The organism is Mesorhizobium sp. WSM4308, assembly GCF_002294905.1.
In the GTDB taxonomy this organism is placed as follows: Bacteria; Pseudomonadota; Alphaproteobacteria; order Rhizobiales; family Rhizobiaceae; genus Mesorhizobium.
In genome coordinates, this window is the sequence record NZ_NSFW01000016.1 from 49611 (window position 1) to 67143 (window position 17533).

18 protein-coding genes are annotated in these 17533 nt (G+C 63.7%); 3 read left to right on the forward strand and 15 right to left on the reverse strand.

The window, feature by feature from the left end; translation table 11 throughout:
• Positions 1-248 precede the first annotated feature (248 nt).
• The 7 genes from CK227_RS26580 to CK227_RS26610 form a co-directional block, all read right to left on the reverse strand.
• Entirely contained in the window at positions 249-1184 is a 936-nt protein-coding gene (locus CK227_RS26580) for a sigma-70 family RNA polymerase sigma factor (RefSeq protein ID WP_095774939.1), read from the reverse strand.
• Positions 1181-1939 (reverse strand): SDR family NAD(P)-dependent oxidoreductase, encoded by a 759-nt coding sequence (locus CK227_RS26585; protein ID WP_095774940.1) that lies wholly within the window; start codon positions 1937-1939, stop codon positions 1181-1183. Before CK227_RS26585 ends, CK227_RS26580 begins: the two co-directional genes overlap by 4 nt.
• Before the next feature lie 90 nt (positions 1940-2029).
• Positions 2030-2911: an ABC transporter permease gene (locus CK227_RS26590; RefSeq protein WP_095774941.1), complete on the reverse strand. Its 882-nt coding sequence runs from the start codon at positions 2909-2911 to the stop codon at positions 2030-2032.
• Entirely contained in the window at positions 2908-3861 is a 954-nt protein-coding gene (locus tag CK227_RS26595) for an ABC transporter permease (RefSeq protein WP_095775046.1), read from the reverse strand. The genes CK227_RS26590 and CK227_RS26595 overlap by 4 nt, the downstream gene beginning before the upstream one ends.
• A gap of 14 nt (positions 3862-3875) precedes the next feature.
• Positions 3876-5528 (reverse strand): ABC transporter substrate-binding protein, encoded by a 1653-nt coding sequence (locus tag CK227_RS26600; RefSeq protein WP_095774942.1) that lies wholly within the window; start codon positions 5526-5528, stop codon positions 3876-3878.
• A 46-nt stretch (positions 5529-5574) separates the two neighbouring features.
• Positions 5575-6348: a DUF427 domain-containing protein gene (locus CK227_RS26605; RefSeq protein WP_095774943.1), complete on the reverse strand. Its 774-nt coding sequence runs from the start codon at positions 6346-6348 to the stop codon at positions 5575-5577.
• Between the two features lie 10 nt (positions 6349-6358).
• A complete protein-coding gene (locus CK227_RS26610; RefSeq protein ID WP_095774944.1) occupies positions 6359-7711 on the reverse strand; it encodes an LLM class flavin-dependent oxidoreductase in 1353 nt (450 codons plus the stop codon).
• Positions 7712-7949: 238 nt separating this feature from the next.
• Here CK227_RS26610 and CK227_RS26615 point away from each other — a divergent pair, with 238 nt between their 5' ends.
• Complete coding sequence (locus CK227_RS26615; protein WP_095775047.1) at positions 7950-9770, forward strand: ABC transporter ATP-binding protein; 1821 nt, start codon at positions 7950-7952, stop codon at positions 9768-9770.
• Between the two features lie 64 nt (positions 9771-9834).
• Here CK227_RS26615 and CK227_RS26620 read toward each other — a convergent pair whose 3' ends face one another.
• Entirely contained in the window at positions 9835-10668 is an 834-nt protein-coding gene (locus CK227_RS26620) for a methyltransferase domain-containing protein (RefSeq protein ID WP_245318262.1), read from the reverse strand.
• 81 nt (positions 10669-10749) lie between these two features.
• Entirely contained in the window at positions 10750-11163 is a 414-nt protein-coding gene (locus CK227_RS26625; protein ID WP_095774946.1) for a DOPA 4,5-dioxygenase family protein, read from the reverse strand.
• 201 nt (positions 11164-11364) lie between these two features.
• Between CK227_RS26625 and CK227_RS26630 the strand changes: the two genes are divergently transcribed.
• Both CK227_RS26630 and CK227_RS26635 read left to right on the forward strand, forming a co-directional pair.
• Complete coding sequence (locus CK227_RS26630) at positions 11365-12318, forward strand: ornithine cyclodeaminase family protein (RefSeq protein WP_095774947.1); 954 nt, start codon at positions 11365-11367, stop codon at positions 12316-12318.
• A gap of 68 nt (positions 12319-12386) precedes the next feature.
• On the forward strand, positions 12387-12662 hold the full coding sequence (locus tag CK227_RS26635) for a hypothetical protein (protein ID WP_095774948.1): 276 nt from the start codon (positions 12387-12389) through the stop codon (positions 12660-12662).
• A 61-nt stretch (positions 12663-12723) separates the two neighbouring features.
• Here CK227_RS26635 and CK227_RS26640 read toward each other — a convergent pair whose 3' ends face one another.
• From CK227_RS26640 to CK227_RS26660, 6 genes are all read right to left on the reverse strand, one after another.
• Complete coding sequence (locus CK227_RS26640) at positions 12724-13059, reverse strand: hypothetical protein (RefSeq protein WP_095774949.1); 336 nt, start codon at positions 13057-13059, stop codon at positions 12724-12726.
• Between the two features lie 5 nt (positions 13060-13064).
• A complete protein-coding gene (locus tag CK227_RS26645; RefSeq protein ID WP_245318264.1) occupies positions 13065-13718 on the reverse strand; it encodes an FRG domain-containing protein in 654 nt (217 codons plus the stop codon).
• 119 nt (positions 13719-13837) lie between these two features.
• On the reverse strand, positions 13838-15004 hold the full coding sequence (locus CK227_RS26650; protein WP_095774951.1) for a hypothetical protein: 1167 nt from the start codon (positions 15002-15004) through the stop codon (positions 13838-13840).
• Complete coding sequence (locus tag CK227_RS36370; RefSeq protein ID WP_143750534.1) at positions 15001-15345, reverse strand: hypothetical protein; 345 nt, start codon at positions 15343-15345, stop codon at positions 15001-15003. The genes CK227_RS26650 and CK227_RS36370 overlap by 4 nt, the downstream gene beginning before the upstream one ends.
• Positions 15345-15944, reverse strand: a complete 600-nt coding sequence (locus CK227_RS26655) for a 7-cyano-7-deazaguanine synthase (protein WP_095774952.1) — start codon at positions 15942-15944, stop codon at positions 15345-15347. The genes CK227_RS36370 and CK227_RS26655 overlap by 1 nt, the downstream gene beginning before the upstream one ends.
• Positions 15941-17038: a PfkB family carbohydrate kinase gene (locus tag CK227_RS26660; protein WP_245318266.1), complete on the reverse strand. Its 1098-nt coding sequence runs from the start codon at positions 17036-17038 to the stop codon at positions 15941-15943. Before CK227_RS26660 ends, CK227_RS26655 begins: the two co-directional genes overlap by 4 nt.
• Positions 17039-17533 lie beyond the last annotated feature (495 nt).

Below are 17533 nucleotides of genomic sequence, written 5' to 3' on the forward strand. Positions count from 1 at the left end.
AATTAACGGGTTGCAAAGAAATTCGATCGAATAGGCGACCATTGCGTCAGGAGAATTCCACGCTTCGGGAACCGATCGTGCGCGACCGCTGGCCCGGTCAAGATCATCATCACCTCGGGCCAGCAACAGCCGGCGCGGACGCTATGCCGAATGGCGGCGTCTTTCCGCCCAAGCCCTATGCGGCTGTTGCAGCCACCATCCAGGGCCTGCTCGACCAGGAACCTGATTGTTGTCGCAGCCCCAAGACATCAGAGCTTGATTTCGTGACCGAAAGACCTGACGTCGCTCGCCAGAACCAGCCTGGCATCGTCGGCAACATAGCCGACATAGCGATAGTCACGGATGAAGCTGATGCGCCCTTCCCGCCACTCCAGCCACATGAAATGGGTTGGCTTCGGGGCCGCCCGATGTTCGAACACCGCGATCACCTCGCGGCCTTCGACCCATGCCGGCTTGAGCCACAGGCCCTCGCTCTTGGCATAGATCGTGAAGAACATCCCAACATCGGCCGCACCTGATCGTGACGGGTGCATGGACTGCTGAAGTCTAACATCATCGGCAAGCAGCGCACGCAAGCCATCCCAGTCGCGCTGGTTGAACAGATCGGTGTAACGGACCACTTTGGCGGAAGCGATGCGCGCATCGGGAAGCCGGCTGGCCTGGGCGTTGATCTCCCGAAGCCGGGCACGGCCGCGCGACAGGTGCGCTTTCACAGCATCGACCGAAATGCCAAGCAGGGCCGCGATCTCAGCCAGGGGCTCATCGAGCACATCTTTCAAGATGATGACGCTGCGCTGGACGACCGGGAGCTCCGCAAAGCGCGACACGGCGGTTTCGATTGCCTCCTTTCGCATCAGCGTCTCCACCGCATCGGCTTTGCTGTCATCGGCGATTTCAAGCGCCGTCTCGATGGGCTCCGCAACGCGGGTTGCGCGGCTGCGCAGCAGGTCCAGCGCCCTGTTGTGGGCAATGCGGAACAGCCAGGGCCTGAGCTGTGGCACCGCGCACAGTTCGTCCAGCGCTACGAAGGCCCGGGCAAAGGTGTCTTGCACCACATCCTCGCCATCGATGACGGAGCCCATCAGGCGCGCGCAATAGCGGTGCAGCTCTGGCCGCAGCGCGGCGGCAAGGGCAAGCAGTCCTTCGCGTCGATCGCGGTCCACACCAGGCTCTCGTTCGTTCAAGCCGCCGCGCCTTCCATGATGGTCACGCCCGCGTCGCCATTGAGGCCGAAGACGACGCCCTCGGCATATTGCGGGTCTTCCAGCACCGAAACCACCCTGTCACCGAACGACCGGGGCGGCATCGGCGCCCCAAAGCGGGTGACGAATTGTTCCGGCGTGATGCCCATGGAGCCTGCGTAGGCGCCTGCCGCGGCGTCGCCGGTTCCGGTACCGAGAATCATCTGCCGCGGCAGGATCGCCTGGAAGCGAATGCCGAGCTTCTTCTCCTGCGAGACGCCATTGGCATATTTGGCCATGAACCAGAGCATGCGCTTGGAGCCGCCATAACCGCCGGACATCTGCGATCCGGTAACGGCAGCACCACTCGATCCCACCAGCACCCGGCTGCCCGGCTTGAGCGGCAGGTTCAGCGCCGCCTGCAGCCAGTACAGGCCAGCCTTGACGTCGGTCTCCCAGGCGACGGAGAAATCCTCCCATCTCAGCTGATCCAGCCGCCCCATCCGGGGTGTGGCGCCAGCATTCAGCACCAGTATGTCAGGGCTGACCTCGCCAAGGATACGATAGGCCGCGTCCTCGTCCGTGACGTCGGCGGCAATCGTGGCGACCCCGAGCCGCGCGCGGACCGCCTCCAGCGCTTCGGCGCCACGCGCGACGACCGTCACTTGGGCATCATGCTCGACCAGCGCTTCGACCAATCCCAGGCCAAGCCCACGGCTGCCACCGGTGACCACGATTTTCTTGTCCTTGAGGCTCATCGACCCTGCTCCATTGCTTCACTGTAGCAAAGACGTTTGAGCATCGGGAAAAGAGTCAGCCCCGCGCCGATCAACCTGTTCGACTACCGCCTACTTGTCGCTGTTTTCGAAGGCACCGATGCCTTGCGCGATGAGGTTGGTGGCCATGACCAGCGAGATGATCGCGGCCGAGTTGAAGACCACCACCCACCATTTGCCGCCGGTGAGGAAGCCGTAGCCGTCGGCGATCGCCAGCCCCCAATCGGCCGATGGCGGCTGGATGCCGAGGCCGAGGAAGCTCAGCGTCGCGATCGAGAAGAAGGCGTAGCCGAGCCGGGTGATCAATTCGATCAGGATGGTTTCCCGCACATTGGGCAGGATTTCGAGGAACATGATCGCCAGGCGTCCCTCGCCGGCGAGCCGGGCGGCGCTGATATAGTCGCGCTCGCGCTGTTCGCGCGTGGCGGTGCGCACGGTGCGCGCCACTAGCGGCGCATAGGCAAGGCCGATGACCGCGATGACGGTGAGGTTTGACGGGCCGATCGCCACCAGCGCCATCGTCACCAGCACGATGAAGGGCAGCGACATGACGGCATCAAGCAGCCGTGCGCCGACCGCATCGACCAGGCCGCCGAAGGTGCCGAGCACCAGGCCGATGACGCTGCCGGCGGCCACGCCCGCCAGCGTCGCCAGTGGCGCCACCAGCAGGATGTCGCGCGAGCCGACGACGATGCGCGAAAGCACGTCGCGCCCGAGCTGATCGGTGCCGAACCAGTGCACCGCGTCGGGCGGCGTCATCATCGACAGGAAATCCTCGGCATAGGGATCGAACGGCGCGAACCGCGCACCGAACACCGCACAGGCAACCCACAACAGCAGCACCACCGAGCCGATCGCGGTCGACGGCGCCAGATCGGGCAAAAAACCGCGCAGCCGGCCGAACCAGGAGAGCCTGATGTCACCGCGCATGGGAGACTGGGCGAGATCGGTCATGGCGCGTTGCGCCGGCGCTGGCGCGGGTCGAGCAGCGCCTGCAGGAGATCGCCGATCGCGGCCGTCGACACGAAAATCGCAGCCATCACCAGCACGCCGGCCTCGAGCATCGGGAAATCGCGCGCCTTGGCGGCGCTCAGCACCAAATTGCCGAGACCCTGTATGCCGAACAGCGCCTCGATCACCACCAGCCCGCCAAGCAGGAAGCCGCTTTGCGTGGCGATGACCGCCACCGTCGGCACCAGCGCGTTGCGCAGCACATGCTTGAACAGCACCTGCGAGGGGCTGAGCCCCTTGAGGATCGCGGTGCGCGTATAGTCCGCGCCGCGCGCCTCGATAACCCCTGCCCTGGTCATGCGCGCCACATAGCCGATCAGGTTCAGCACCAGCGGCAGCGCCGGCAGGATGAGATAGTAGCTGGACGTCCAGAAACCGGCCCCATTGGGCGCGGCACCGGTGACCGGAAACCAGGCCAGCCACAGGCCGAAGACCATCAGCAACAGCAGGCCTGAGACGAAATCGGGCACGATCGAGAGCGAGACGCCGGTCAGCACGATCAGCCTGTCGGCAAGGCTCCCCGAGCGCAGGCCCGCGACGACGCCGGCGCCGATGCCGATCGGCACCAGGAACAGCAGCACGACGCCGGCCAGTGCCGCGGAGTTCCTGATGCTCGACAGGACGAACGGCGCCACCGGCGCGCGCATCGACAGCGAGTCGCCGAAGTCGCCCGTGATGGCCCGGCTGAACCAGTGCCAGTACTGCGCAAGAATCGGTTGGTCGGTGCCGAGCTTGCGGTTCAATTCGGCGACCGCCTGCGCATCGGCGAACGGGCCGAGCATGACGCGGCCGACATCGCCGGGCAGCACCTGCCCGGCGAGGAAGACCAGCGCGCTGACCAGCCACAGCGTCAACAGCAGCGAGCCTGCGCGTACCGCGAGCGGCCGCGCCATCGAGGCGATGCCGCTCACACGAACGACACCTTGTCGAGCAGCAGATGCGAGATCGCGGTGAAGCGCACGCCCTCCACCTTCGAGGAGACGATGCGGCTGTATTGCGAGAAATAGCTGATGATCAGCGGCGTCTCGTCGAGCAGCAAATTCTGGATCTTGCCGGCGGCGAACCGTTGCGCCTGCAGGTCGCGGGCCTTGCCGTAGTCGATGAGCAGCGCGTCATAGTCCGGACTGTTGAAATGCGCCGCGTTCCAGGCGCCCGAGCTCTTCAGCGTCGCGTTGAGGAAGATATCGGGCGTACCGCGATGACCGAAATCGGTGATGCCGAGATTGGAGTCCAGCCATGGCGAGCTGCCGAACGTCGCCGAGCCGTAATAGGCGTCCTGCGGCAGCACGTTGAGCTTGATGTCGATGCCGGCCTTCCTGGCGAAGTTCTGGATGATCACGGCATAGTCGGGAATGTCGTAGGCGCGTTCGGTAGTCAGCGTCACCTCGAAGCCGTTGGGCACGCCGGCCTCGCCGAGCAGCCGCTTGGCCTCGGCGATGTCCTGCTTGCGCTGCGGCACGGACGGATCGGCCGACGGGAAGATCGGCGCGAACGGCGTGTCGTTGCCGACGACGGCGCGGCCCTTGAGCAGGCCCTTGACCACGGCCTCGCGGTCGATGGTCAGCGCCAGCGCGCGCCGCACGCGCTTGTCGGTGAACGGCGCCTGGTCGGTCCGCAGATGCGCCGGATCATGCGAGCTGGCCTGCACGCTGAGCAGCTTGAAATTGGGATTGCCTTCGATCGCCAGCTCAAGCCGCGTGGTCGAGGGGATGACGTCAAGCTGGCCGGCCTGCAGCGCCAGCACCTGCGCCTGCTCGTCGTCGAAGAACTTGATCTCGACGCGGTCGGGCAGCGCCTTGTCACCCCAATAGTCCGGGTTGCGCACGAAGCTCGCGCCCTGCTTGGGGCGGAAGGACTCCAGCTTGAAGGGACCCGTGCCGTTGAAGGTCCTCTCGAAATCGCCGGCATAGTCGGCCGGCACGATGACGGCATTGTAGACGTCGGAGGAAACGTAGAACGGGAAGTTGCTGTTCGACTGGTCGAGATCGAAGGCGACGGTTTCGTCGTCGACGACCTTGGCGCCGCCCTTGGAGAGAATGCCCTTGTAGGCCGACAGCGCCGACGAGCCGCTGGCCGGATCGACCAGCCGTTCGAAGCTTGCCGCCACGTCCATGGCGGTGACGGTGCGGCCGTCGTGGAACTTCACGCCGGGCCTGAGCTTGAACGTCCAGCGCCTGGCCGTCTCGTCGGCTTCCCAGGACAGCGCAAGCTTCGGCTGCAGCCCGTCCTTGGGATCGTCGAGGATCAGGTACTCGCCGACCTGGCTGATCACGCCGATGCTGGCCGGATCGGTGATCGTGACGGGATCGATCGCCTTGGTCGGCTGGCCGAGCCCGACACGGACCGTGCCGCCAGGCGTCGCCGCGCCTGCCGCGCCCGGTGCGAACAGGCCATGCGAGGCGGCAAAGCCGGTGAGGCCTAGAAGTGCCGCGTATTTCAGGAGGTCGCGGCGCTTGAGGAAGCCCTGCGCATATTCGTCGACCGCGACATTCCAGATGTCGCCGGTGTGGCCGCGCGTCGACTGGTTGCGCAGCAAATCGATGTCGGAACGTTTCGTCATTGTCAGTCTCTCGTCAATTGGAGGATGGGGGAGAAAAAAGCCGCCGTCAGGCCGGCTGGCCGTCGAGATGGATGCGGTCGACCGCTTGCGGATAGAAGGCGATCAGCCCCTTGATCCTCGGCATTTCGTCGATCGGGTCGCGGTAGCTCCAGGCAATGTCGGGGCGCACCGAACCGTCCTTCAAAAGGCCCGACCAGTAGGAGGCGATGCCCTTGTAGGGACATCGCGTCGTCGAGTTGGACGCCGTCAGCCGCTCCAGCCGGACATCCTCCGGGCGCAAATAGAAGCGCGTCGGCAGATGGGTCTCGAACAACAGCACCGGCCGGTGGCTGTCGGCGATGATGTCGCCGTCGAACCAGACCTGCACATGGCTGGAACTGTGCAGCACATCGATGCGCGCATAGGGATCCCGGGCATGGACGAAGACTTCCTCTTCCTCCTCGAACCACTGGTCGACCGCCTTCCAGGTGAAGGCGATGCGGCCGGCGAGCGGCGCCAGGCTTTCATCCGGGGGTGCCGTGAACGACCACGCCGCATGGGCGGCGCGCCTGTCGCCGCTGTCGATGTCCCAATAGGCGGTCTCGCCGCCGACGGCGTGCGGCTCGCGATGCGGCGACGGCTTCAGCACCGACGCATCGACCGAGGATGGCGGGAAGAAATAGATCGGCAGGAAATGGTTGGAGCGCAGCACCAGCACATTGCGGCTGTCGGCGATGGTGCGGCCGCCGAACTTGACGCGCACACGCTTGGGGCTGTGCAGCACATTGACGAGACGCGGAGCGGTCGCTTCGCGCGGCTGGAGATTAGGGGCTGCGGTCATGGCTGCCTCCTCAGGACACGGCGCGCTGATTGGCGCGCTGCTCGGCGAAGCGGTTGGCGGGGCGGGCAAGGCCGAAGCGATCGCGCAATGTGCCGGGCGCATATTCGGTCGGGACGAGGCCGCGCCGCTGCAGTTCCGACACCACCTGCTCGGCGAAATTCACCCAGTCCTCGGGCAGCAGCGGGAACATCAGGTTGAAGCCGTCGGCGGCGCCCGAGATGAACCAGTCCTCGAGCTGGTCGGCGATCTGCTTCGGCGTGCCGGCGACCGTCGGCACCGAGCCGCTGTTGGCGAGTTTGCGGGCGATGTCGCGCAGGCTGAGATTCTGCTTCGACCATTGCTTGACGCGGTTGAGCGAGGTGCGCCCGCCATTGAAGGTGCTCTCGTCCGGCAGCGGCGGCAGCGGCCCGTCCGGCGGATAGGCCGAGAGGTCGATGCCGCTCCAGCTCGACAACAGGTCGATGCCGACCTGGTCGGGGAGAAGCGTCTGCAGATATTCCTGCTTGTCCCGGCCTTCGGCCTCCGAGGCCGCGACGACAGGCAGGATGCCGGGCAGGATCTTGAAGCTCTCCGGCCGCCGGCCATGGCGCGCCAGCCGCTCGTTGATGTCCTGGCGGTATTTGATGCCGTCTTCCCGGGTGCTGTAGATGGCGAAATGCGCATCGGCATGGGCGGTGGCGAAATTCTTGCCGTCCTCGGACGAGCCGGCCTGGACGATCAGCGGATGGCCCTGCGGCGGCCGCGACACGTTGAGCGGCCCGCGCACCTTGAAGTGCTTGCCCTTGTGGTCGATCGGATGGACCTTGTCGGGATCGGCGAAGAACCCCGTCTCCTTGTCGATAAGGAGCGCCTCGTCCTCCCAGCTGTCCCACAGCGCCTTGACGATATCGAGAAATTCGCCGGCGCGCTCATAGCGGAAGGCGTGCTCGATATTGCCGTCGCGGCCGAAATTGCGCGCCTCCTCGTCCATCGCCGAGGTGACGACGTTCCACGACGCCCTGCCCTTGCTGATATGGTCGAGCGAGGCGAACAGGCGCGCGACATTGTAGGGCTCGCTGTAGGAACTCGACGCCGTGGTGATCAGGCCGATATGGCTGGTCACCGCGGCCAGCGCCGACAGCAGCGTCAGCGGTTCGAGACGGGCATTGGCGTAGTGCGCGACGCCGCTCTTGACCGAATCCCAGATCGACACGTGGTCGGCGACGAAGATGGTGTCGATGCGTGCCCGCTCGGCCGCCTGCACCAGCTCGCGATAATAGTCGAAATCGAGCACTTCGCGCCCCGGCGCGCGCGGGTGGCGCCATGCTATGCGGTGGTCGCCCTGCGGATTGAAGAAGAACGCGCTGAGGATCATGTGCGACATCTCTGTTCCTTCCCTGCGGATGCGGAAAACCGCCAGTGCGGCGGCCTGTGGCCGTGCCCCGAAAATTGTCCAGTCAGCGAAAGTTAGATTGCGCCCGCGCTTAATTCGAGTAATTTTATAGAGATTGTTCCATATGAAAGCGGAAGCGATTGCCCCTGATCGCGGCGCGCGCAGAAAGTGGTTTCCGGTCGTCCCCATGTCTTCGGTCTTGCCAACAATGTCTTCGGTTTTGCCAACCATGTCTTCGGTTTTGCCAACACTGTCGTCCGTTCTGAACGTCGAGCACCTCTCCGTTTCCTATCGCGGAGCCGGGCACCGCGCGGTCGACGATATCTCGCTCGAGATCGGCCAGGGCGAAGCGCTCGGCCTGGTTGGCGAATCCGGTTCGGGCAAGAGCTCGGTGGCGCTGGCGGTGCTGCGCTATCTGCCCAGGCATGCCCGGGTCGAAGCCGCGCGACTGGCCTTCGAAAACTGCGAAATCCGCGACCTCTCCGCCAACGAGCTGCGCCGGCTGCGCGGCGACCGCATCGCTGCCGTCTACCAGCATCCGGGCTCGGCGCTGAACCCGAGCATGACCATTGGCGGCCAGATCACCGAGACGATCCTGCGCCACCGACCGATGCATCGTGACGATGCGTTTGCGCGCGCCGCGCAACTTCTGAGCCGCGTGCGCGTCGCCAATCCCGAACGCGTGCTGCGGCTCTATCCGCACGAGCTGTCAGGCGGCATGCAGCAGCGCGCCAACATCGCCATTGCGATCGCGCTCGACCCGGCGCTGCTGGTGATGGACGAGCCGACGACGGCGCTCGACGCCAGCGTCCAGTCCGAGATCATCGCCATCCTCGACGATCTGCGCCGCGAGCACCGCACCAGCATCCTGCTGATCAGCCACGACATCGACCTGATCCGCCGCTCCTGCGACCGGGTCTCGGTGATGCAGGCCGGCTCGATCGTCGAAACCGGTGCCGCTGAGGAGGTTTTCGACAAGCCGGGCCATGCCTACACGCAGGCGCTGGTCGCCGCCATTCCGACGCTCAACCGCACCAAGCGCGACGGCAGGCTGGCCGAGGATGCGAGCCCCGTGGACATAATCTCCGACGCGCCGGCCGGGGAGCAAGCGGAAAGCGCCCTGCCCGCGCCGCGGCGCGAAACCGCCCTCTCTTGCCGGGGCATAAGACAATCCTTCGACGGCCAGCCGGTGCTGCACGGCATCGACCTCGACATCGCCAGCGGCGAGACCTTTGGACTGATCGGCGAGTCCGGTTCCGGCAAGTCGACGCTGGCCCGCATCGTCACCGGCCTGCAGCCGCCGACGGCGGGCACGGTCGACCTGTTCGGCAAGGCCGTGGCGCCGCTGGTCGAGCGGCGCCGGCCCAGCGAACGGCGCGACGTGCAGATGGTGTTCCAGTCGCCCGACCGCACGCTCAACCCGCGCCAGCGCATCGGCCGCATCCTCGGCCGCCCGCTGCGCCGGCTGGCCGGCCTGCCACGCCGCGCCGTGCCGCAGCGGGTCGGCGACCTGCTGGCCTCGGTGCGCCTCGCCCGCACGACATCCCGGCAGAAGCCCGGCACGCTGTCCGGCGGCCAGCGCCAGCGCACGGCCATTGCCCGCGCCTTCGCCGGCCTGCCAAGGCTGGTGGTGCTGGACGAGCCGACCTCGGCGCTCGACGTCTCGGTGCAGGCGACCGTGCTCAACCTGCTCAACGATCTGCAGAAGAAAGGGGATACCGCCTATCTCTTCATCAGCCATGACCTCAGGGTCGTGCGCTACATGGCGGACCGCATCGGCGTGCTCTATCGCGGCCGCCTGGTCGAGACCGGTTCCTCCGACCAGATCTTCGCCGGCCCCAACCATCCCTACACGCAGTTGCTGCTGGCGGCGTCCTCCAATGATGGGGAGGCCACCACCATGGCCGAAGCACAAACCGCCACCGCGCCCGGCGGCTGCGCCTTCGCCGGCCGCTGCCCATTGGCCGACGCCGGTTGCCACGCCGCCGAGCCTGTCGCCCGGGAGGTCGCATCGGGCCATGTTATCGCCTGCTGGAAACGCGCCGGCTGAGGTTGGCCCTATCCGCCCAGATAAAGCCGGTGCACTGGCGACCTGAGCAGCTTCACGCCGATCGCTAAGCCCGGCAGACCGCCATGACGAAGAACTCGCGGTAGCAGAAGTCGGGATCGTCGAGCAGGCGATCCGGCCGCTGCTTCAGCTCCCGCCAATAGGCCTGGTCGGCGTCAGGCAGGGCGTAGCCCGGCGCGACGCTGGCAAAATAGGCCAGCAGGTCGCGAACATAGTCGCGCGTGAAGCGAGGCGCGGGCGCCCAGCGCTCGACCAGCCAGCCCTTGCGGCTGACGACCTCCAGGCCGGCCTGCCGCAGGCGCGCCGGAAGCGTCGAACCGCAATCGGTGCCGAGCACGCCCCGGTCGCGAAACCCCTGCAGCCTGGCGGCCATGAAGCGCGCCAGCAGGGCCCGGTCCATGGGCAGGATCTGCAGGATCGTCGAATCGAAATCCTTGACGGCGAGGATGCCGCGCGGCTTCAGCACGCGCCTGGCCTCGCCGACGGCAAGCTCGAATTCGGCCGGCGTCAGATACTGCATGACATTGCCGGACCAGACGCAATCGAACGATGCGTCGGCGAATGGCAGCGACAGGATGCTGCCGACATGCGTGGCAATTTCCGGCGGCTCGGGCAGCGTGCCCACCAGCGCCTCGACCCGGCCGATGTTTTCAGGCGCGAGGTCGAGCGCGGCGATGAAGCCGGATGGGCCGACGGCCCTGGCGATGAGCGGCAGGAAGCCGCCGCTGCCGCATCCGGCGTCGAGCACGCTCCAGCCCGGGCGGATACCGGCGTCGAGCAAGGCCGCCTCGTATTCGGGCCGCGACGATTCGAAATGAAGATCGAGCCAGCCGGCCTCGCTCGCTTCGTGACCGGTGGACGTTTGATTCCCAGCAGACAAATGATGACCCCCCATGGCGCCGCGGGATAGAAGCGCACCCGACGGCATCACGCAATGCCCCGCGAAGCAGGCGACGCCGGTCTACGCCGGCAGCGACGGCTCGGTGTTCGGCTCCAGCGCCTCTTCCGCCTCATGCTCGTCCGGAAGCACCTCGCCATGCACCCCCAGCGGCCGGCCGATCCAGACCGGATCGACCAGATGGTCGCGCTTGGGATTGTTCGTGTTCGGGTGGATGAGGATGCTCAGGCCGCCATGGTTCAGCATCAGCCACGGAACCAGCGCGCCGAAAATCCCGGTTGCGAAGGAGACCTGGTACATGGCCTGCTCATGCGGGCCGACTTGTTTGTCGTGCCAACTGCCGAGGCGCACGCGGAACCGCTCGGCGATGCGCAGCCGCAGCCATTCGGCATGCTGCCGCTCGGCCTGCCCGTCGAAGTAGATATGGGCGTGATAGCTGGCGATCTCGGCAAGTGGCCGTGGACTGTCTTGGCTCATCTCGATGCCCTCCTCGCGGCGTGTCCCGCCATTCAGCCCAAGAACAAGGGTTTAAGCAAGGCCACCCCAGCCGCCGGGAAGACCGGCAATGGCTGGACGCGGTTCTGATCGGCCAGGCAACCGTCACGCCGCTTGCGCCGCCAGGCTTTCGGCCCCGAGCACATCGTGTAGTCTGACGGTTTTCTTAGGGAAAATGACACGATGAACACCGCCGAAACCCTGCCCTATCTGTCGTCGGCGGTTCTCGATCGCCTGGCGATCTCCACGCCTGAAATCGTCGACGAGATCGAGCGCCAGATCGTCGGCCAGAGGCGGGGCGAAGTCTGGTGCGCGCCCAAGGCCGCCGTGTGGCCGGGCGACGACCGCTACTTCATGGCGACGCTCGGCGTCGCCTCAGTGCCATCAGTGCTGGCCACCAAGTCGCTGGTGGTGAACCCGCGCAACGCCGCGCGCGGCCTGGCCACGATCAATTCGCTGATCACCCTGCTCGACGCCGAGACCGGCCTGCCGCTGGCCCTGGTCGACGGCAATTGGGTGACGGCCAAACGCACGGCGGGCCTCAGCGCCGTCGCCGCCCGGCGCATGGCAAGGCATGATGCGTCGTCCGTCGCCTTCATCGGCTGCGGGGTGCAAGCGCGCGCCCATTTGGAGGCATTCGCCGACCTCTTTCCGCTGCGCGAAATCCGCGCCTTCGGCCGCGGCAAGAGCAATCGCGACGCGCTGTGCGAAATGGCGCGGTCGCGCGGCCTGCAAGCAATCCCCTGCGACACGGCGAGGGCCGCGGTGGAGGGCGCCGACATGGTGGTGTCGACGGTGACGCTGGTGCCCGAACCCGAACCGTTCCTCGACGCCAACTGGCTGAAGCCGGGAAGCTTCACCGCCATCACCGACCTCGCTTTGCCCTGGCTGCCCGCAACCATGCGCCGCCTCGATCGCATCGTCGTCGACGATCTGGAGCAGGAGAAACAGATGCCCAAACCCATGGTCGACCCCACGCTGGTCGCCGGCGATCTGACAGGCCTGGTCTGCGGCGACTTCGTGGGAAGGCAGAGCTCGGGTGAGGCCACGGCGTTCGTGTTCCGGGGGATGGCCGTGGGGGATTTGGCGGTGGCGGGGCTGGCGTATATGCGGGCGGAGGCGGCTGGGGTGGTGTAGGGCAAGGTCGCGGGAACGGCCGCGAGCTCGGCACCTGGAAGGCCTGCCATCAACCGGAAAACGACCGCATGGCCCAGCGCCAGGAAGCGGGCACGCTCGCTCCGCTGGCTGAGAAGGACGCGGTGCTGGTCGGCCAGGCGGAGTTGTTGCGCTCAATGCTGGAAGGTGTAGCGGGGGATGCGATGCTGGCGGGCAAGCGAGAGATCGAGGTGGGGATTGCCGCGATCACAAAGACGTTGCGGAGAGGCAGACGTTTTTGCTGTGAGGGTGGAGACATAAGTCAGGATCAGTCGCTCGGACCGGCCAGCTCAATAGCGGCCCGCAGGCGACAAACGCGACGCTAAGGGTTGAACCCGGCGTCCGACGCGCCTTTGGAGGAGTGAGCGCCAAGTCTATCGATTACGCTCACGCGTAGAACGACATTGTATCGACGGTCATCCGATCCACAATCGGCGTTTCCCCCTCAAAATGCCCCTCGAAAATGCCGGGAAAGCTTTCAGACGTCGTGAGGGCACCGTCGCCATCGCGCGCGCCATACTCAAGGACAACGTACCAGGTGATTGGACCCGAGAACTGGTCACCATCAATCCGGATTTCTCTTTCGAATGTCTCTACCGTGTCCACGCGGGTATTCGACGACAAAAGAGCGAGATCGGTCCATGCCTCAGTTTCGTTCGGCTCCACATCCTGCACTGCCTGAGCAACCCGTCGCTGCTTCAGTTGACGTTCCTGGTTGTCCATTCGCGTTATCCAATCATCGGCGTGCCAATGCCTATGCCCGCCTCGTAGCGCCACTTGAGCGTATCGCATAGGCCCGGAAGGTCAGGATAGATGTGGCTATGGTCTATACCAAGCTTGAACAACCGGCGTCTGAACCTGGCGCGCATGTTGGCCGGGATCATGAAGCTCTCTACTCCTTTCGCCATCCAAGGCTTGTCTGGTTCATTGTGAACGGAGAAGAGGCCCCGCTGATTGACGATCCGCGAAGCCGACCTACTAGGAACCAGGAAGAGAACTCGATCGATCTCGAAAGGATTTGTATCCTTCGACGGGTCGACAATCTCGCCTTCGGGGATGCTGTAGCCGTGCACCACGGCATCATCCTTCTGGTCACCGCTTGAAACCGCGAAGAAGCATGCCACTAGAGGATTAGACGACCAATCGAGGAGACGTGTAGGCAGGCCATAATGTTGCGCGACCGCGAGCCAGTCCCAGTCGCCTACAAGAGGCGTGGTCAAGAATGACACTGCTGCTCGCTGGAAAGCGCGAAAGACTCGTTCCTCATTCAACGCGTTGTAGGTAGCTGGAGGTCGGCCGACCGACGGAATGAACTTGTGCTTGTCCGAGCCACAGCCGCGAAATACCCAGCGCGTGTGGGTCTTCTGGTCAACGAACTCCATGAAGCGCATCCAGTGCCGTTGCGCTTCACGAACTAGGTCTTCCAGCTTCTGTCGATCGATACCCTCGGAAGACGGGCGATATGTCTGACGCGGGCCAAGATTTCTGACTGACGGCGACTTCACGGGACAGCTCTTCTCATTGCGTGATACAGGGCGGATGCATAGTCGCGAGAAATGATGGATCGAGGGAACAGATGTTCGATCTGCTCACGTCTGCCGCCGGGCCAGAAAACAACAGCAGGCGTTCCAGCCAACTTCGCGATTTCCTCGACTTTTGTCAGCGTCGACCGGGAGCCTATGATAACGAGGTCAATTGGATGGGGGCTCGACACCAGGTCGTCTACATGCAGCACCACCTGTTCAATTGACCCTTGCAACTCCCAGATCCAGTTCTGGGTTCGCAAGACTAGGGCTTGGACCTCATAATCGCCGAGCCCCAGAATTCGCAGGTTTTGCCCGTGATCACGGGAGCGCGTGCGCATGCCGAGAAGTGATGGCGGTAGAAGTGGCAGTCGCGCGTCCTCGACAAAATAGGCGACTGACCGTGCCGCGTACTCAGCGGCAGAGATTGGCTCCATGTTGAGTTCACCCCAAGCATGCGCAAACGCTGTCGCGATGACGTCGCCGGCGCCTATCCGGAAATAGCTCTCTGCAGCATAGCTGGGGATAGTGTTGGGCTCGTCGCCCAAAAAAACAGTCAGTCCGCCGAAGCCATCCTTCACCACGATGATTTGTGGAGGTGACGGCGAATCCTGTACCGCAACGACGGCATCCAGCAACTTAATGTCAGCAGCCGCCGCCGGATGCTGGCCGCGAAGCCCTGCCACTAAACGCAGCAACTCGGCTTGGGCTATCACCATTGCGAGCCTATGCGCGGAAGATCCGTTGCCGCTGAATAAGGTGCCTGAAGATTGAGGATCATAGACGACACGATCACCTTTAACCCTGGCCTCGCCCTCCATCATCCCAAACCGGAGAACAACATCTCCTTCGACGTCGAGTGTCGGTTCGAGTTTTTCTGGCGGTGTTGGGATGAGCGATTTCTCAAGACTGTCGAGGTACTTAAACGTGATCGGGCCGGAACTTGGTCTGATTTCTCCCTTGATACCGAAGGCCAATAGCGTCGCCGAGACATCATCATGCCACTCGTTGGGAACATAGGTGTGCAGCGTCACGCTGTCCGAAAGACCACTGGCAGCGACAGCAGCCCGTAGACCGGACCCGAAAATGCGGTCCCAGTTCGGATAGATGCAACGTTCTCCGTAAGTTCCACCCGCGACGATCATCGGCGGATCACTTGAACTGCGCAGCGAGTGGCTGAAGATTGCTCGACGACAGCAATATAGACGGCGCCCGTGGCCATGCATCCGATCAGTTGAGAAAGACCTCGAAATGCAGCCAATGTTCCCGCAACATCACCGGTGCTGTTGCTGCAGACGACGCTCCGCGCCGTTGCGTTTTCCACAAGTCGCACCGTCAGGATCTCCCCACCTGTGAGCCAGGACGTCACTTCTGTGCGGATCCCGACGAGATCCAGACGAAACTCCAGGTCGCAACCGTCTCCGACCTTGGTAGGCGCAGCGCCGCCCGGTGCTCTTTGAATATGTCTTGGCGAAAATCCCGCCATCAGGCTCTCCCGCCAGAAAGGCCATAGGCACGTTCGACACATTCACGATGTTTAGTGCAGCCGCTGCATTGACCGCAGGCAAATTCGTGAACGTGGCATGAGAAGGTCAGGCCGATGAGACTATAGGGAAAGGCCGAAGTCTTTAGCAGTGTCACGGTCGACACCTTTCGAGCCGGCGCAGTCACTCGCACTCCTCCCTCCTGAACGGACATCATCCGATCTAGAGATCTCAGGAAAGGAGCTTTCCCATCAGCATGCCTGTCCGTTGATACAGAGCCGAGTATGATTTCGTTCACACCCTCCGGCATCAATTTCATGGCGGCGATGGTAACCAGCATTTGGTTCCGATACGGCCAGAATTCCGACGCCGAGGCGCCGGCAGCAACAGCTTTGCCCGCCATCGACCCAGATCCCAATGCCGACAGGTCGATCTTTATGGTGCGATGGTTAAGGCCGATGATTTCACAAAGCGCTCTCGACGCGGCCATCTCACCGCCGGCGGAACGCTGGCCATAGTCGATGGTTACGCAGAGATCGGGCTTGAGCCACCAGGCTATTGCGGATGAATCGAGCCCTCCAGAAAACAGCAAAGCTTTCATCGTGCCGCCTGCCAAACCGCTTGGTAGACAGCGGTGGTGAAGTCGGCCGTCACATGGCACCCGGTTCCTTCCAGCATCGTCAAGCCTTGCGGCCTCGGAGATTCCGCCAACGCAACGACGGGAATTCCAAGGCTGCGAGCATATCCGACCTCGAAGAGCGTTCCGGCATCTTCGCCGTCGACAACAGCAAGTACAGCCGTGCACTCCTCCAGACCTCGCAAATCTTCGCTTGCGATGAAGGCCGGCGTACCATGGGATCCGACATCGTGGATTGGTGAGAAGCTATTGGCGCCGAGCATATGAAGGCATCGATGGATCTCTTCTACGAGCCAGCGCTGGGGAAGAGTGAAGAAAGGTGCTGCGATGTAAATGCCCCCTTTAGGGTTGGTGCGGGCAATGGGAACAAGCTGGCCGAGCCCTTCCAGCGAGACCTGGACGCTTCGCGAAGCCACGTATCTCGCAACCGCCTGAGAAGCTGCTCTTGCCGCAGTAGCGACGTCCTGGTGCAATTCTCCCCAAACGTGGGAAAAGACAGCGCTGAAGATATCCCCTGAGCCAATCTTGAAAACAGCTCCCGAAGCATAAGCTGGGATGCTGGTGCAGCTCCGATCATCGACCGCCAGCGCACCGGCCGGCCCCATCTTCGCAACAACGACGCTCGCACCGGTCTTTGACATCAGAGTTCGCGCGCCTTCCTCTCCTTTGAGACCGACGCTGGCCTCCAACTCGACCTCGTTCAATACGATAGCGAGGCTGTCAGCTGTTGAACCATTCTCTCGGAAACGCAGCACATCGTAAGGATTCTGGGGGTCATATATCGCCCGCCTGGCGTTCACGATGGCATCGCCCTCGATCATGCCGAAGCGAAGCACAACATCTCCATTGGCTTGGAGCGCCGGCTTTCGTCTTTCTGGAGCACCAACGAGTTCTGCCCCCGATAACGGATGGAAATAGTGAAACCCGATATCTTCGTCGATTTCGGTCAAGTCCGGTGTCACGCCGAACTGCTGCATTGACTGTCTTACGTCGTCAATCCAGCCGCGGCATGCATAGGCCACAAGACGGCTGTCAGGTGAAAGGACCGAAATGGCCAAGGCTGCACGTCCCGCAGATCCGAAGATGCGGGACCAATACGGCCAAACGCATTCCTCGCGATAAACGCCTCCGGCTACGATCATGGAACGCGAGTGCCTCGAACGCGGCAACGACCAGCTTCCAACTCTGTAATCGCAACCACATAATCTACGCCGTTGCGGAGACAGCGGATTAGTTGGGTAAGTCCCTCAAGGGCGGACAGTGAGCCCACCCGTGAACCATCGGCGGTCCGGCAGACGGCGCTCGGGATGCCACCCTGTTCGAAAATCTCCACACGAAGAGCGTCACCAACCCGTAGGGTGGCGAGAACGTCGGCTCTGACGCTTTCAAGGTCCGCCTCAATCAGGATGTCGCAAGGATCGCTACCTTCTCCGGACGCACCACCACCGCCCTTGCCGGACCCAGGCTTTTTCGCGTTGAGGATAGGTGTTCGTTCAGAACCGTGTTGCGCCTGAGATTTAGGACTCTTACCTGCCATCGAATCAGCCTCCCTT

Bases quoted from the DNA above. Each gene is read 5' to 3' on its own strand.
- CK227_RS26605 (WP_095774943.1), bottom strand. From the start codon at position 6,348: ATGACCGCAGCCCCTAATCTCCAGCCGCGCGAAGCGACCGCTCCGCGT.
- CK227_RS26625 (WP_095774946.1), bottom strand. From the start codon at position 11,163: ATGAGCCAAGACAGTCCACGGCCACTTGCCGAGATCGCCAGCTATCAC.
- CK227_RS26590 (WP_095774941.1), bottom strand. From the start codon at position 2,911: ATGACCGATCTCGCCCAGTCTCCCATGCGCGGTGACATCAGGCTCTCC.
- CK227_RS26635 (WP_095774948.1), top strand. From the start codon at position 12,387: ATGGCCCAGCGCCAGGAAGCGGGCACGCTCGCTCCGCTGGCTGAGAAG.
- CK227_RS26640 (WP_095774949.1), bottom strand. From the start codon at position 13,059: ATGGACAACCAGGAACGTCAACTGAAGCAGCGACGGGTTGCTCAGGCA.
- CK227_RS26650 (WP_095774951.1), bottom strand. From the start codon at position 15,004: ATGATCGTCGCGGGTGGAACTTACGGAGAACGTTGCATCTATCCGAAC.
- CK227_RS36370 (WP_143750534.1), bottom strand. From the start codon at position 15,345: ATGGCGGGATTTTCGCCAAGACATATTCAAAGAGCACCGGGCGGCGCT.
- CK227_RS26600 (WP_095774942.1), bottom strand. From the start codon at position 5,528: ATGACGAAACGTTCCGACATCGATTTGCTGCGCAACCAGTCGACGCGC.
- CK227_RS26615 (WP_095775047.1), top strand. From the start codon at position 7,950: ATGTCTTCGGTTTTGCCAACACTGTCGTCCGTTCTGAACGTCGAGCAC.
- CK227_RS26630 (WP_095774947.1), top strand. From the start codon at position 11,365: ATGAACACCGCCGAAACCCTGCCCTATCTGTCGTCGGCGGTTCTCGAT.
- CK227_RS26585 (WP_095774940.1), bottom strand. From the start codon at position 1,939: ATGAGCCTCAAGGACAAGAAAATCGTGGTCACCGGTGGCAGCCGTGGG.
- CK227_RS26610 (WP_095774944.1), bottom strand. From the start codon at position 7,711: ATGTCGCACATGATCCTCAGCGCGTTCTTCTTCAATCCGCAGGGCGAC.
- CK227_RS26645 (WP_245318264.1), bottom strand. From the start codon at position 13,718: ATGGAGTTCGTTGACCAGAAGACCCACACGCGCTGGGTATTTCGCGGC.
- CK227_RS26595 (WP_095775046.1), bottom strand. From the start codon at position 3,861: ATGGCGCGGCCGCTCGCGGTACGCGCAGGCTCGCTGCTGTTGACGCTG.
- CK227_RS26655 (WP_095774952.1), bottom strand. From the start codon at position 15,944: ATGAAAGCTTTGCTGTTTTCTGGAGGGCTCGATTCATCCGCAATAGCC.